This is a genomic window from Actinomadura xylanilytica (assembly GCF_030283145.1).
Taxonomy (GTDB): Bacteria; Actinomycetota; Actinomycetes; order Streptosporangiales; family Streptosporangiaceae; genus Spirillospora; species Spirillospora xylanilytica.
Genome location: NZ_JASNWE010000003.1, coordinates 668112 through 681484 on the forward strand (window position 1 = coordinate 668112; position 13373 = coordinate 681484).

The 13373-nt window shown below is 74.3% G+C and carries 15 protein-coding genes; 8 read left to right on the forward strand and 7 right to left on the reverse strand.

Going from position 1 to position 13373, the window contains the following annotated elements; all coding sequences use genetic code 11:
* Positions 1 to 182 precede the first annotated feature (182 nt).
* On the reverse strand, positions 183 to 1733 hold the full coding sequence (locus tag QP090_RS20715; protein ID WP_285940765.1) for an amino acid adenylation domain-containing protein: 1551 nt from the start codon (positions 1731 to 1733) through the stop codon (positions 183 to 185).
* Between the two features lie 289 nt (positions 1734 to 2022).
* Here QP090_RS20715 and sbnA point away from each other — a divergent pair, with 289 nt between their 5' ends.
* The 4 genes from sbnA to QP090_RS20735 all read left to right on the forward strand — a co-directional run bounded on the left by sbnA (position 2023) and on the right by QP090_RS20735 (position 5569).
* Entirely contained in the window at positions 2023 to 3012 is a 990-nt protein-coding gene (sbnA, locus tag QP090_RS20720; RefSeq protein WP_285940766.1) for a 2,3-diaminopropionate biosynthesis protein SbnA, read from the forward strand.
* 40 nt (positions 3013 to 3052) lie between these two features.
* Complete coding sequence (gene sbnB / locus QP090_RS20725) at positions 3053 to 4093, forward strand: 2,3-diaminopropionate biosynthesis protein SbnB (protein ID WP_285940767.1); 1041 nt, start codon at positions 3053 to 3055, stop codon at positions 4091 to 4093.
* Between the two features lie 58 nt (positions 4094 to 4151).
* Positions 4152 to 4385, forward strand: a complete 234-nt coding sequence (locus QP090_RS20730) for a hypothetical protein (RefSeq protein WP_285940768.1) — start codon at positions 4152 to 4154, stop codon at positions 4383 to 4385.
* An 80-nt stretch (positions 4386 to 4465) separates the two neighbouring features.
* The gene (locus QP090_RS20735) at positions 4466 to 5569 is read left to right on the forward strand and encodes an acyl-CoA dehydrogenase family protein (protein ID WP_285940769.1); all 1104 of its coding nucleotides are present in this window, start codon (positions 4466 to 4468) and stop codon (positions 5567 to 5569) included.
* On the opposite strand, the gene QP090_RS20740 is transcribed toward QP090_RS20735, so the two are convergent.
* Entirely contained in the window at positions 5544 to 5954 is a 411-nt protein-coding gene (locus QP090_RS20740) for a DUF2000 domain-containing protein (protein ID WP_285940770.1), read from the reverse strand. The genes QP090_RS20735 and QP090_RS20740 overlap by 26 nt on opposite strands.
* 71 nt (positions 5955 to 6025) lie before the next feature.
* Between QP090_RS20740 and QP090_RS20745 the strand changes: the two genes are divergently transcribed.
* Together QP090_RS20745 and QP090_RS20750 are read left to right on the forward strand one after the other, a co-directional pair.
* Positions 6026 to 6850 (forward strand): helix-turn-helix transcriptional regulator, encoded by an 825-nt coding sequence (locus QP090_RS20745; RefSeq protein WP_285940771.1) that lies wholly within the window; start codon positions 6026 to 6028, stop codon positions 6848 to 6850.
* Positions 6851 to 6895: 45 nt separating this feature from the next.
* Positions 6896 to 7897, forward strand: coding sequence for an ADP-ribosylglycohydrolase family protein (locus QP090_RS20750; RefSeq protein ID WP_285940772.1), 1002 nt, complete (start codon positions 6896 to 6898; stop codon positions 7895 to 7897).
* A 169-nt stretch (positions 7898 to 8066) separates the two neighbouring features.
* On the opposite strand, the gene QP090_RS20755 is transcribed toward QP090_RS20750, so the two are convergent.
* The 4 genes from QP090_RS20755 to QP090_RS20770 all read right to left on the reverse strand — a co-directional run bounded on the left by QP090_RS20755 (position 8067) and on the right by QP090_RS20770 (position 10663).
* On the reverse strand, positions 8067 to 8630 hold the full coding sequence (locus tag QP090_RS20755; RefSeq protein ID WP_285940773.1) for an alpha-ketoglutarate-dependent dioxygenase AlkB: 564 nt from the start codon (positions 8628 to 8630) through the stop codon (positions 8067 to 8069).
* Between the two features lie 9 nt (positions 8631 to 8639).
* Positions 8640 to 9074 (reverse strand): TIGR03668 family PPOX class F420-dependent oxidoreductase, encoded by a 435-nt coding sequence (locus tag QP090_RS20760; protein WP_285940774.1) that lies wholly within the window; start codon positions 9072 to 9074, stop codon positions 8640 to 8642.
* A 98-nt stretch (positions 9075 to 9172) separates the two neighbouring features.
* Positions 9173 to 9976, reverse strand: coding sequence for an enoyl-CoA hydratase (locus tag QP090_RS20765; RefSeq protein ID WP_285940775.1), 804 nt, complete (start codon positions 9974 to 9976; stop codon positions 9173 to 9175).
* A gap of 39 nt (positions 9977 to 10015) precedes the next feature.
* On the reverse strand, positions 10016 to 10663 hold the full coding sequence (locus QP090_RS20770) for a class II aldolase/adducin family protein (RefSeq protein WP_285940776.1): 648 nt from the start codon (positions 10661 to 10663) through the stop codon (positions 10016 to 10018).
* Between the two features lie 72 nt (positions 10664 to 10735).
* Here QP090_RS20770 and QP090_RS20775 point away from each other — a divergent pair, with 72 nt between their 5' ends.
* A complete protein-coding gene (locus tag QP090_RS20775; protein ID WP_285940777.1) occupies positions 10736 to 11659 on the forward strand; it encodes a carbohydrate kinase family protein in 924 nt (307 codons plus the stop codon).
* A gap of 47 nt (positions 11660 to 11706) precedes the next feature.
* On the opposite strand, the gene QP090_RS20780 is transcribed toward QP090_RS20775, so the two are convergent.
* Positions 11707 to 12369 carry an ACT domain-containing protein gene (locus QP090_RS20780; RefSeq protein WP_285940778.1) on the reverse strand — a complete coding sequence of 221 codons (663 nt, stop codon included), beginning with the start codon at positions 12367 to 12369 and terminating at the stop codon, positions 11707 to 11709.
* 241 nt (positions 12370 to 12610) lie between these two features.
* Between QP090_RS20780 and grpE the strand changes: the two genes are divergently transcribed.
* The gene (grpE, locus tag QP090_RS20785) at positions 12611 to 13369 is read left to right on the forward strand and encodes a nucleotide exchange factor GrpE (protein WP_285940779.1); all 759 of its coding nucleotides are present in this window, start codon (positions 12611 to 12613) and stop codon (positions 13367 to 13369) included.
* Positions 13370 to 13373 lie beyond the last annotated feature (4 nt).

Here is a 13373-nt window from a genome sequence, read left to right on the forward strand (position 1 = left end):
CTCGGGAGTAGCGAAGCCACAGTTAACCAGCCTGTCACATGCCTCGCAATCCCCCCGAATGTAGAACTTGGCCCCAGGAATTACTCACGGGAGTTACAAAGCGGACGGTCAGCGGCGGCGCCGCGGCGGCATCGGACGCTCGTCAAGTGACAACGGTTGACGACCGGACACGGCCAGTGTCGTCACACAGAGTCAGCAGATCCTCCACCGCGGCGGGACCCGTACTCGTGCACCACGACCGCGGCGGCCCGGACGTCCGGATGCCGCTGGAGCACCGCCTCGATCTCGCCCAGCTCCATCCGGACGCCGGAGATCTTGACCTGCCGGTCCACCCGGCCGAGGTACTGGAGCGTCGGGCGGTCCTCGCCGCCCGCGCCGGCGGGCAGCAGCCGGACCGCGTCGCCCGTCCGGTACAGCCGGCCGGTCGGCGAGTCCCCGAACGGGTCCTGGTAGAACGCCTCGCGCGTCCGGTCGTGGTCGCCCAGGTAGCCGCGGCCGACGCAGACCCCGCCGACGAACAGCTCGCCGTCCTCGCCCACGTCGCAGGCCGTCCAGCGGCCGTCCTCCTCGCGCAGCACGTACAGCCGGGCGTTCACGACCGGGCCGCCGATGGGCAGGCGCAGCAGGTCCAGATCGCCCGCGGTCACGGTGTGGTGGGTGACGTCGTCGGAGCACTCGGTCGGCCCGTAGGCGTTGAGCAGCCGCGCGTGCGGGACCGCGGCCAGCCAGCGCCGCGCCAGCTCGGCGGGCAGCTCCTCCCCCGTCGCGATCATCCACCGCAGCCCGCCCAGCGACCCCGCCGGACCCGGGCCGGCGGCGCCCGCCAGGTCGTCCAGCAGGTGGCCGACCAGGGTGGGGACCAGCTCCACCACCGTGATGCCCTGCCCGTCCACCGCGCGGGCGAACGCCACCGGGTCGTGCCCGGTCTCGTCGCCGATCACGTCCACCCGGCCGCCGACCAGCAGCGGGCACAGCATCTGCCAGACCGAGATGTCGAAGCCGAGCGGGGCGGTCTGCGCGACCACGTCGGCGCCGGTCAGGCCCAGATCGACGATCTTGGCGTGCAGGTGGTTCAGCATCCCCTGGTGCTCGACGACCGCGCCCTTCGGGCGGCCGGTCGAGCCGGAGGTGAACAGCACGTACCGGGGACGGTCGGGGGCGTCCAGCAGCGGCGGCCCCGCCCACGGCGCGCACCCGGCCGCGCCCTCGGCGCGCACCACCCGGCAGCCGGCCTCGGCGGCCCCGTCCAGCAGCGCGGGCGCGGTCGCCCCGGTGTCGACGGTGAGCAGGACGGGCGCCTCCGCCTGCGCGAGCACGTCCCGCACGCGCGCCGCCGGCCAGGTCTCGTCGGCGGGCACGTACAGCGCGCCGATCAGCTCGATCGCCAGGAACGCCGCGACCACGGTGGCGCAGCGGGCCCCGCCGACGCCGACGACGGTGCCCGGCTCCACCCCGGCCGCCGCCAGCAGCGCGGCGATGCGGCGGGCCTCGGCCGCCAGCTCCGCATAGGACAGGACGCGGGTCCGGTCCCGGACGGCCGGCCGGTCCGCCTCGGCGGCGAAGCGCTCCACCCAGGTGATCACCGGATCGGCCAGGTCGACCTCCCGCTCGCGCGCCATCCCGTGCCGTACGGCCAGTTCACGGGCCCGCTCGAGGTCCGCGGCGGGGATCGCGAGGGCCGGCAGCCCGGCCGTGGCCGGCAGCCGGTCGAGGACGGGTCGGCGAGCATTCATGTTTACTCTCCGTGATGTAAGACTTATGCACTGTCATCACCAAATGAGCGGTGGCATAGCCTATGTCAGTCGTCGCCCAGAAGCTCACCGGAATCCGCGCATTAGACCTTACTCGCTGGTAAGTGGGGGTTGCGGGGGAACATGGCCGAAGGTACGGTGAGGCTCCGCCACGGTTCGGTGAGAACCCCGCGGCGAACTTCGGGGGTCGACGGGGGGAACGGCATCAATTACCGAGACCGCCATTCCTTCCCTCGCGACCGACAATTGTCATTCATTCGAGGGTGGCAAAGTGCCCATCATCACCTCGCCGCAGGATTTTAATGTCGAGGACCTTTATGTGGATCTCGGGGCGGTACTCGGCCTGCCTCTGCATCTCAAGTGCGAGGGGTTCAACTTCGCCGGCTCGGTGAAGCTCAAGGCCGCGGCGGCGATGATCGAGGCGGCCGAGCGGGAGGGCGCGCTGACCCCCGGTTCGATCATCGTCGAGTCCTCCTCGGGGAACCTCGGCATCGCGCTGAGCCTGATCGCCGCGAGCAAGGGCCTGCGGTTCGTGTGCGTCACCGACCCGCGCTGCAACCCCGCGTCGATGCGGGTCATGCGGGCGCTCGGCGCCGAGGTGCGGGTCATCTCCCGGCAGGACGCCAACGGCGGCTACCTGGAGAGCCGGATCGGCTACGTGCGGAGCCTGTGCGAGTCCGGCGACCGCTACGTCTGGCTGAACCAGTACGCCAACCGCAACAACTGGGTCGCGCACCACCGCGGCACCGCCCCCGCGATCGACCGGCAGTTCCCCGGGCTGGAGGTGCTGTTCGTCGGGGCCGGCACCACCGGCACGCTGATGGGCTGCGCCCGCTACTTCCGCGAGCGCGCCCGTCCGGTCACCATCGTGGCCGTCGACGCGGTCGGCTCGGTCACCTTCGGCGGCATGCCCGAACGGCGCATGGTCCCGGGCCTCGGCACCAGCAGCCGTCCCGAGCTGGTCGACGAGGCCTACATCGACGACGTGGTGCACGTCCCCGAGACCGACACCATCCGCACCGTGCACGCCCTCGCGGCGCGCGGGTTCCTGTTCGGCGGGTCCACCGGCACGGTGGTGTCGGGGGCCGCGCGCTGGCTCGCCGAGAAGTACCCGGGCGAGCGGCCGGTCGCGGTGGCCATCGCCCCCGACCTCGGCGAGCGCTACCTCGACTCGATCTACGAGGAGAGCTGGCTGGTGGAGAACTTCGGCGAACTGGCCGCCGAGCTCGACCTGCCGGGCGCCGATATCCTCGGCGTCTGACCCCCATCCTCACCGACCGTCCTTCCCCGGAGTCGCCGACATGACGCAGCCACCCCCCTTCGCCGTGATCTCCGGAGCCCAGGTCCAGGAGGCGATCGGCGGGCGCGAGGAGCAGGTCACCCGGATGGTCGAGGCCGCCTACCGGCTGCACGGCGAGGGCCGGACGGTCAACCCCGACTCCTACTTCCTGCGCTTCCCCGACCGGCCGTCCTCGCGGATCATCGCGCTGCCCGCCTCGGTCGGCGGCGACGTGGGCGTGCACGGGATCAAGTGGATCTCCAGCTTCCCCGAGAACGTCGCCGCCGGGATCCCACGCGCCTCGGCGGTGCTGATCCTCAACGACACCGAGACCGGCTACCCGTTCGCCTGCCTGGAGAGCTCCATCATCAGCGCCGCCCGCACGGCCGCGTCCGCCGCGCTGGCCGCCGCCGAGCTGAGCGACCGCCGGGACGGCCCGGCCTCCGCGGGCCGCCCGCGCCGCGTCGGGTTCGTCGGCGCCGGGCTGATCGCCCGCTACGTCCACATGTACCTGGCCGCGAACGGCTTCGCGTTCGATCGGCTCGGGGTGCACGACCTGTCGGCCGAGCACGCCGAGGGCTTCCGCGGCTACCTGGAGCGCTCCGGCTCCGGCACGGTCACCGTGCACGACCGGGCCGAGGACCTGATCCGCTCCAGCGACCTGATCGTCTTCGCCACCGTGGCGGGCGCGCCGCACGTCACCGACCCCGGCTGGTTCGGGCACAACCCGCTGGTGCTGCACGTCTCGCTGCGCGACCTGTCGCCCGAGATCATCCTGTCGGCCTACAACGTGGTGGACGACGTCGAGCACTGCCTCAAGGCCGACACCTCGCCGCACCTGGCCGAGCAGCGGTCCGGGAACCGCGACTTCGTCGCCGGGACCCTCTACGACGTGCTGGAGGGGCGGACCCGCCCGCCCGCCGACCGGCCGGTCGTGTTCTCCCCGTTCGGGCTCGGCGTCCTCGACCTCGCCGTGGCCCGCTACGTCTACGACCGGGTCGCCGCGTCGGGCGCGCTGAACACCGTGCCGGACTTCTTCCACGAGCTCAAGCGGCACGGCTGACCCGTCCGGGCGGCGCGGGGCGACTCTTGGACGCGCGCAGAACGGGAACGCCGTCGGTATGACCGACGAACGCGGCGACGTCCAAGAGCTGAGCGACTTCGAACTCGTGGTGTACGAGGCGGTCGCCGAGATCGACAAGGACGGGGGCGCGGCCGACATCGACACCCTCAGGGAGCAGATCGGCCGGCCCGAGGAGGACATCTGGGCGGCACTGGGCCGCCTGGTCTCGGCGAACCACCTGCACTCGACACCCGCCGGCTTCACCCTCGGCCCGCACGACTGGGCACCCTGACCCCGGCCGCCGGCCCCGGAGCACGAGTAGGGCACAATGCCCGACCAAGCACAAGGTCGGCTATTTCAGGAGGCCGCTGGATGAGGCTCGTCGTCACCGAGGAACAGCGGGAACTGCGCGCGACACTGCGCCGCTTCTTCGCCGACAGATCGCCGGGCGCCGAGGTCCGGCGGCTGATGGAGACGCCCGAGGGCCACGACCCGCGGGTCTGGGCGCAGATGGCCGGCCAGCTCGGCCTCCAGAGCCTGGCGATCCCCGAGGAGTACGGCGGCGCCGGGTTCGGGGTGCGCGAGCTGGCCGTGGTGTTCGAGGAGATGGGCCGCGCGCTGGTCTGCTCCCCCTACCTCGCCACCGTCGCGCTCGCCGGCACCGCGCTGGCCGCCACGTCCGACGAGGCCGCCAAGCGCGACCTCCTCCCCGGCATCGCGTCCGGCGACACCATCGCCACCCTCGTCGAGGGCGCGCCCGTCACCGCCCGCCACGACGGCGGCGGCGGCTGGGTCCTGGACGGCGCGGCGCCGCAGGTCCTCGACGGCCACATCGCCGGGCTCCTCCTGGTCGCCGCCGGCACCGGCGAGGGCACGGCGCTGTTCGCGGTGGACGGCACGGCGCCCGGCCTCGACCGCGCGCCGCTCCCCACCCTCGACCAGACCCGCCGCCTGGCGCGGCTCGCGTTCGCCGCCGTCCCGGCCCGGCGGATCGAGGGCGACGCGGCGGCCGTCCTCGCGCGCACGCTGGACGTGGCGGCGGTCGCCCTCGCGGCCGAGCAGCTCGGCGGCGCGCAGCAGGCCCTGGACATGACCGTGGAGTACGCCAAGGTGCGGCACCAGTTCGGCCGCCCGATCGGCTCGTTCCAGGCGGTCAAGCACCGCTGCGCGGACATGTTCGTGCAGGTGGAGTCGGCCCGATCGGCCGTGCTGAACGCGGCGGAGGCCGCCGACGAGAGGCCGGCCGAGCTGCCCGCCGCCGCCGCGCTCGCCAAGGCGTACTGCTCGGACGCCTACCTGCACACCGCGGGCGAGACCATCCAGCTCCACGGCGGCATCGGGTTCACCTGGGAGCACGACGCCCACCTGTACTTCAAGCGGGCCCAGTCGTCCCGGCAGCTCTTCGGCTCCCCCGACCGGCACCGCGCCCGGCTGGCCGAGCTGGCCGGCATCACGGGTGCAGTGGCAGCCCCTTGAGCGCCTTGTCCACCGGGTTGCGCGGCCCGTGCACGCCGAGCCCGACGAGCGGCAGCCGCGCGGCGTCGGCGGCGCGGACCGCGGCCCGGTTGTCCTCGTCGTGGCCGGTCTTGAACATCTCCTCGATGTAGACGGCGAGGTCGAACCCGCGGGCGACCGCGCGCTCGTGCACCCGCGCGAGGTCGTCCGCGGTCGCGGTGTAGACCAGCACGGGCTGCCGGAACATCGCCAGGTAGCGGCGGTCCGCGGCGTCCTCGTAGGGCTCGCCGAGCAGCCCGGGGGGCCCGCCGGCGAGGGCGCCGGCCAGGAAGGCGGTCACGTTGAGCCGCTGCCACGCCGCCAGGTCGTCGCGGACCACGATGCCGATCTTGGTGTCGAAACGCATGCGGCCAGCCTGGCCCGGTTCCGTCCGGCCGTCTTGGACGCTCGTGCGCCCCGTCCTGGGAGAATGGCGGCGTGACGCGCGAGTGGACCCGGTACTGGCGGTCCGGCGACCGGCCCCTGGAGGCGATGCACGCCCACATCGAGCGGCACGCCTACCACCGGCACAGCCACGAGACCTACTCGTTCGGCGTCACCGAGGACGGTCGCCAGGCGTTCCGCTGCCGGGGCGCCGCGCACACCAGCACGGCCGGCATGGTCATGGCCTTCAACCCCGACGACCCGCACGACGGGCACCCCGCCGACCCCCTGGGGTTCACCTACCGGATCGTGCACATCGGGCCGGAGGTGGTGTCCGGCGTCCTCGCCGACATCGCCGGACGGCCCGCCGCGGCGCCGCTGTTCGCCGCCCCGGTCGTCGCCGACGCCTTGCTGGCGAACGGTCTGAGCGCCCTGCACGGGGCGCTGCTCAACGGCGCCCCGGCACTGCGCCGCGACGAGCTGCTCACCGCCGCCGTCGGCGCGATGGTGAACCGCGCCGCGACCGGGCCCCTGCGCGCGGCGCCGCCGCCGGGCGTCGCGCGGATCGCCGAACGGGCCCGGCTGCGGCTGGACGAGGCCCCGCTGGAGGACGTGTCGGGCGGTGCCCTGGCCGAGGCGGCGGGATGCAGCCGGTTCGCGCTCTACCGGGCGTTCCGGCAGGTGCACGGGATGGCGCCCAGCGACTACCAGCGGCAGCTCCGCCTGCGCGCCGCGCAGCGGCTGCTCGCGCGGGGTGAGCCGATCGGCGCCGTCGCGGCCCGGACCGGCTTCGCCGACCAGAGCCACCTGACCCGCTGGTTCGTCCGCTGCTTCGGCATCACGCCCGGCGCCTACCGCCGCGCCACCGCCCCCGATTAGGAAACAATGCGGCGAGGACGACGTACGGGAGAAGGAGGACTCGCCATGACGCGGCGGGCGAGCGGGACGGTCTTCGGGCTGGCGTACGGGGACGCGCTCGGCGCGCCCACCGAGTTCCTCGGCATGGAGGAGATCGCCCGGCGGTTCGGGCCGGACGGGCCGCGCGAGCCCACCGGGTCGCCCGCGCTGGTCACCGACGACACCCAGATGGCCCTCGCCGTCGCCGACGGGCTGCTCGACGCCCCGCGGGACGTGCCGCTCACCCCGGACGTGATCGTCCCGCTGTGGCGGCGCCGGTTCGTCGACTGGCTGTACAGCCCCGACAACAACAGGGCGCCGGGGAACACGTGCCTGCGCGCCTGTGAGGGCCTCGCCGCAGGGCTCCCCTGGCTCCAGGCGACCCAGCGGGACTCCAAGGGGTGCGGCGCCAACATGCGGGTCGCGCCGGTCGGCCTGGTCCCGGGGCTCACGGCCGAGCAGCGGTCGGCCGCCGCGCAGCTCCAGGCCGCCCTCACCCACGGCCACCCGACCGGGCTGGCGGCCAGCGAGCTCACCGCGTACGCCGTCCGGTGGCTGTGCGACGGCCTGGCCCCGGCCGGCCTGCCCGCCGCGCTCCGCGACCACTGCCACGCCCAGCGGACCACCTACCACGAGGACTGGCTCGGCGACCTGTGGCAGCGTCCCGCCATCGACTCCCCCGCCGCGTTCATCTCCCGCGGCTGGGACGAGTGCCTCGGCGTCCTCGACCGGCTCGACGCCGCCCTCGCCGCGCCCGACCGGCGCGCCGACCCGTGCGCGGCGACCGGCGCCGGCTGGGTCGCCGAGGAGGCCCTCGCCACCGGCCTGCTGTGCTTCCTGCTGTTCCCGGACGACCCGGTGGGCGCCCTCGCGCGCGGCGCCGCGTCCTCGGGCGACTCCGACTCGATCGCCTGCCTCGCCGGCGCCTTCGCGGGCGCGCACCTCGGCATGGACGCCTGGCCGCCCGCCTGGCGCCCCCGGATCGAGTACACCGGCCACCTGACCCGCGTCGGCCTCGCCTGGGACTGAGTTGTCTTTCAAGCCCGGCCCGGCGTTCTCGCCTGAAGGCTCGGACGCCGACCGTGCTTGGGCGAGCGCGGCATCGCTTCGCGATCCGGCCGGTGGGGCTCGCCTCCGGCTTCGCCCCACCGGCCAGGTAACGCGCTCGCGCTACGGCTGAGGCGCGTTGAAACCGGCCCTAAGTCTTCAGCACGGTCCGCAGGGTGACCGAGATCCGCCGGCCGCGCGCGACCCGGGCCGGGGCGCCGTCCGGGCCGGGGTCGGTCTTGCGCGCGGGGATCGCGTGCCGCCACGCGAACCGCGACGGGCCGGTCATGACGCACAGGCTGCGCGGTTCGAGCCGCCGCGCCTCCCTGCCCTCGCCGTCCTTCTCGCTGAACTCCATCACGCAGCCCGACAGCAGGCTCACCGCCGCGACCACCGGCCCGAAGCACGGGACGCAGTCGACGTGCGCGCTGATCCCCTGGCCGGGCCGGTACTCGTTCACGATCACCTGGTCGGGCGGCTCGCCGAGGTGCCCCTCGGCGTGAAGCCGTCCGCCCAGGTCGCGCGCCCAGCCGGGCAGCGGCGGGGCGGGCGCTCCGGCGGCCACGCCGCGCCGCCCGTAGTCGTAGCGGTGGCCGTAGTGCTGGACGCGGCGCTTGAGCTGATCGGACCAGTCCGCCGCGTCGATCCGTTCGGCCAGGACCTGGGCGTCGGCGGGCGACAGCCAGTCGTTCACAAGGTGCAGACCGGGAGGCATCCCGGCAAGCTAGTCGATTCCGTCCGCCGTGGCGGCCCATCCGGTCCAGCGCTCGATGGTGACCGCGATGACCGGCCCCTCCGGAGGGCGGTCGCGGTACTGCGCGTAGCGGGACGCGAGCAGCCGCACCGGCCCGGCCATCGCCGCCGGGTCCTCGACGACCCGGGCGCGGCCGTCCACCCGCACCCACCAGAGCCGGTCCCAGTCGTCCTCGTAGTGGTCGGCGAGGAGCGCCACCCGGGGGTTGGCGCGGATGTTGGCCAGCCGCTTGAGGTCGCGGGTGCTCTTCGGCTTGTGGTCGACGGCGGTGTAGACGGTGCCCCGGTGGACGGTGAAGCTGACCGGGACCAGGTGCGGGCGGCCGTGCTCGTCGGCGGTCGCGAGCCGCGCGACCGGAACCGTCATCAGCCGCAGCCGCGCGTCGTCCGGAGGAAGCCTGGGCACGGCGGCAGCCTGTCACGGCCCACCGTCCCACGCCAGCACCGGGGCACCGGGCGTCAGGCGCAGGTCACCGTCACCTGGACGGTGGCGGCGCGCCGGAGTCAGTCGCGGAACTCCGGAGGGCGGTTCTCCTTGCGGGCCTGGATCGCCTCCTCGAAGTTGCGGGTGGTGAGGCGGACGTAGAGCTGGGCGATGCCCTCGTGGTCCATGTGCGCGTTCAGGCTCGCGGCGTCCAGGCCGGACCACAGCATCCGCTTGGTCAGCTCGACGCCGGGCCGGCTGAACCCGGCGATGCGCTCGGCCAGCTCGTCGCAGGCGTCCAGCAGCTTGTCGCCCGGGACGGTGCGGGAGACCAGGCCGATCCGCTCGGCCTCGGCCGCGTCCACGTCCCGGCCGGACAGCATGATCTCGAACGCGCGGGACGCGCCGATCGCGCGCGGCAGCAGGTAGCTGAGCCCGAGCTCGCTCGCGGTGAGGCCGTTGTTGATGCCCGCCGCGCGGAAGTAGGCGGTGTCGGCGGCCAGCCGGATGTCGGCGGCCAGGCTCAGGCACAGGCCGCCGCCGATCGCCGGGCCGTTCACCGCGGCGATCACCGGCTGGTGCAGGCGGCGCAGCGCGCGGACGACGTCGTCGAGCAGCTCCATCGAGCGCAGCGCGATGGAGCTGACCGTGAGCCCCTCGATGCCGGGGATCGCCCCGGGCGACTCCAGGTCGGCGCCGGAGCAGAAGCCGCGGCCGGCGCCGGTGACCACCACGACGCGGGTGCCGTTGTCCCGGCCGACCTCCTCCAGCGCCTCGCGGAACGGGACCATCACGTCGAAGGCCATCGCGTTCATCCGCTCGGGCCGGTTCAGCGTGATCCGGGTGACGTGCGGCCGGGGCTGATCGATCAGGACAAAGGACATCGGCGGCCCCCTCCTCCAGGTAACCTAGCAAGCGCTAGGTTACAGGTCGGCCGGCCACTCCGCCGGGGCGAGGCCGCGTTCGACGACGGCGGTGAGCTGTTCCTCGGTGAGGATCCGCGGCTCGCCGATCGTCCTGGCGCGCACGTAGACCCCGCACAGCCACTCCAGCAGCCGCGCGTTCTCGAACGCCTCGTCCAGGTCGCCGCCGATCGCGACGCCGCCGTGGTTGGCCAGCAGCGCGGCCCGCTTGCCGCCCGCCATCGCCGCGCGCACGCTGGCCGCCAGCTCCGGGGTGCCGTAGGTGGCGTACTCGGCGACCCGCACCACGCCGCCGAGCAGCAGCGTGTTGTAGTGGATCGGCGGCAGCTCGTCCATCGTGCTGGCGACGACCGTCCCGTAGGTGGAGTGGGTGTGCACGATCGCGGCGGCGCCGGTCGCCTCGTAGATCGCCAGATGCATCGGCGTCTCCGAGGACGGCGCCCGCGCGCCCTCCACCGGGCCGCCCCGCACGTCCACGACCGGGCAGTCGGCAGGGGTCATCCGGTCGAGCATCACCCCGCCGGGCGTGACCGCGACCAGGTCCCCCACGCGCACGCTGACGTTGCCCGCCGCGCCGGTCACCAGGCCGGTTCCGGCCATCCGGCGGCCGACCTCGCACAACGCGCTCCGCTCGTACTCCAGCACCATGTGAACACCTCTCACGTTCTTCGGTCTCCAGGGCGTACGCTACGGCCCTGACGATCATTAGGGAGCGCGGTCATGGCTGTCGTCACGCTCGGCGCGCACATCATCGACGTCCTCGCCCGTCCGGTCGAGGCGATCCCGCCGGGCCAGGACACGGTGGTGGTCGACCAGATCAGGGTGACCGCCGCGGGCGCCGCCGCCGGGACCGCGGTGGCCCTGGCCCGGCTCGGCAACCAGGTCGTCTCCGTCGGCGCCATCGGCGACGACGACCTCGGCGACCTGCTGGTCGCGGTGATGGGCCGGCACGGCGTCGACGTCACCGGGCTGGTGCGCCGCACCGCCGACCAGACCAGCGCCTCGATCCTGCCGATCCGCCCGGACGGCGGCCGGCCCTCGTTCCACGTGCCGGGCGCCAACCTCACCCTCACCGCGGGCGCGGTCGGCCCCGGGCTGCTCGCCGCCGCGGACGTGGTGCACCTCGGCGGCCCCGACGTCACCTTCGGGCTGAACGACCCCGCCTTCTTCGCCATGCTCGCGGCGGCCCGCGACACCGGCACCGTGGTCACCATGGACCTGCTGTCCAACCTCCCCGACCTGGTCAAGGGCGCGAGCGCGTTCCTGCCCCACGTCGACCACTTCCTGCCCAACCAGGAGCAGGCCGAGGCGATGACCGGCGAGGCCCTCCCGGTGCCCGCCGCGCTCGCCCTGCTCGACCAGGGCCCGCGGTCGGTGGTGGTCACCCTCGGCGAGCAGGGCAGCGTGGTGGTGACCCGCGACGGGGTCACCCGGCTGCCCGCGCTGGAGGTCGACGTGGTCGACACCACCGGCTGCGGCGACGCCTACTGCGCGGGCTTCATCACCGGCCTCGTGCACGGCGAGGACGTCGTCGAGAGCGCCGCCTGGGGCGGCGCCGCGGCGGCGACGGTCGCGCAGGGCCTCGGGTCGGACGCCCACCTCACCGACCTGGACGGCGTGCTCGCCCTCCTCGGCCCCCGCTGACCCGCCTCCGACCGGCCGCTCACCCCCGGCCGGTCACCCCCGGCCGCTCATCCGGTCGCGAGCCGGGTGCCCGATCCGCTCAGCACGGTCTCGGCGGCTCCGACGAGCTGCGCCAGCCGCGACACCTCCGTCTGGTGGAACGGCGGCGCCCCGGTGCGGGCGACGAGCAGCACGAGGCCCCGCTCGGTGCCGCTGGAGATGGGCCCGGTCGCGTACTGGGTGCCGTCCGGCGCGGTGAAGGACCGGGGCCGCAGCGGGCGCAGGACGGGGATCCTCCCGCCGGGGACGCCGCCCGCGCTGGCGTACACCAGCGCGGCGTCCTCGCCCGACTCGTCCGCCCCGGGCTCGGCGAGCCCCGCCCAGTCGGCGCTGAGGATCGCCGGGACGGCGTCGGCGAGGATCAGCGCGCCGCGCCGGGGGTCGGCCGCGAGCTGGCCGATCACCGCGGCGTCCGGGAAGGCGCCCTGCGGCTCGGCGGTGGGCCAGACGCCCACGATGCCGACGCCCGGGATCGAGCCCAGCCCGTCGCAGAGCCGGTCGATGCCCGCCCCGGCGGGCCAGGTCACGGTGAAGTCGTCGAGCGCCCGCCCGTTGTCGCGTTCCAGGACCGTCATCTGGACGACGTCGGCGCCCGCGGCCCCGAGGGTGCGCGCCACCTTGGCCAGCGATCCGGGACGGTCCGGCAGCCGGACGCGGATCCTCAGCAACATCGCCACCTCCTCCACGCGCGGTCTGCGCGCGTCCTCACGCGCCGTACGCGGCCTTGTGCCGGGCCGCTCCCTCTACAGTGCGGGAAGCGCGTTTCCATCGTGTTACCCATGCGTGTCCGCACGAAGAAACCGGCGCGGAAGGGGCCGGTGCGAGAGAATGGGCACCGGTCACCGAAAAGTCCGATGAAGGTGGACTACAGGCTCTATCCCCCGTCCCTCCCTCCCATTAAGGTAACTGCACGTGTCGAGCGACCGCGAGCTCCGGGTCAGCGACGGCTCCGCCACGGAGCCGCGGCGCGAGCACGCCCAGGTCGCGGAGGCCGCCCAGGCCCCCCAGGGGGAGACGGCCGGACCGGACGGCGACGACCTCGATGACGGCGGCGAGCGGTTCCGGGGCGAGGTCAGGACGGCGCTCGCCGTCCTGACGGCGCGGCTCGACCGCGACCACGACCGCGCCGCGCACCGCGAGGCGATCATCGACCGGCTGCACGAGGAGAACCAGCGGCTCCGCCGCGGCGAGCTCCAGGAGCTGCTCGAACCGGTCCGCGCCGCCCTGTACCGCCTGCACGACCAGGCCCGCCGCGAGTCCGAGCGCTGGTCCGAGCCTGCCCCGCCGGCGCCCGCGCACGCCGCGCGGCTGCTGGCCGCGGTCGCCGACGACGTCGCCGACGTGCTCGCCCGGATCGGCGCCGAGCGCTTCGCCCCCGAGCCCGGCGAGCCCTACGACGCCTCCCGGCACCGTCCGGTCGCGGTCACCCCCGTCACCGATCCCGGACGGGCGGGCACCGTGGTCGGCGTCCAGGCGCACGGCTTCGAGCAGGGCGACCGGGTCCTGCGCAAGGCCGCCGTCCACGTCGGGAAGCTCGCCACGGACCCGGCCGAGACCGTCACATCGGACGAATCCGGCACGTCCGGCCTTCCCGGCTCGTCCGACCGGGCTGCGCGAGGGCGCGCGGAGCGAGACGATGGACACCGCCGGACCCTGAACACCAGAGGATGAACAC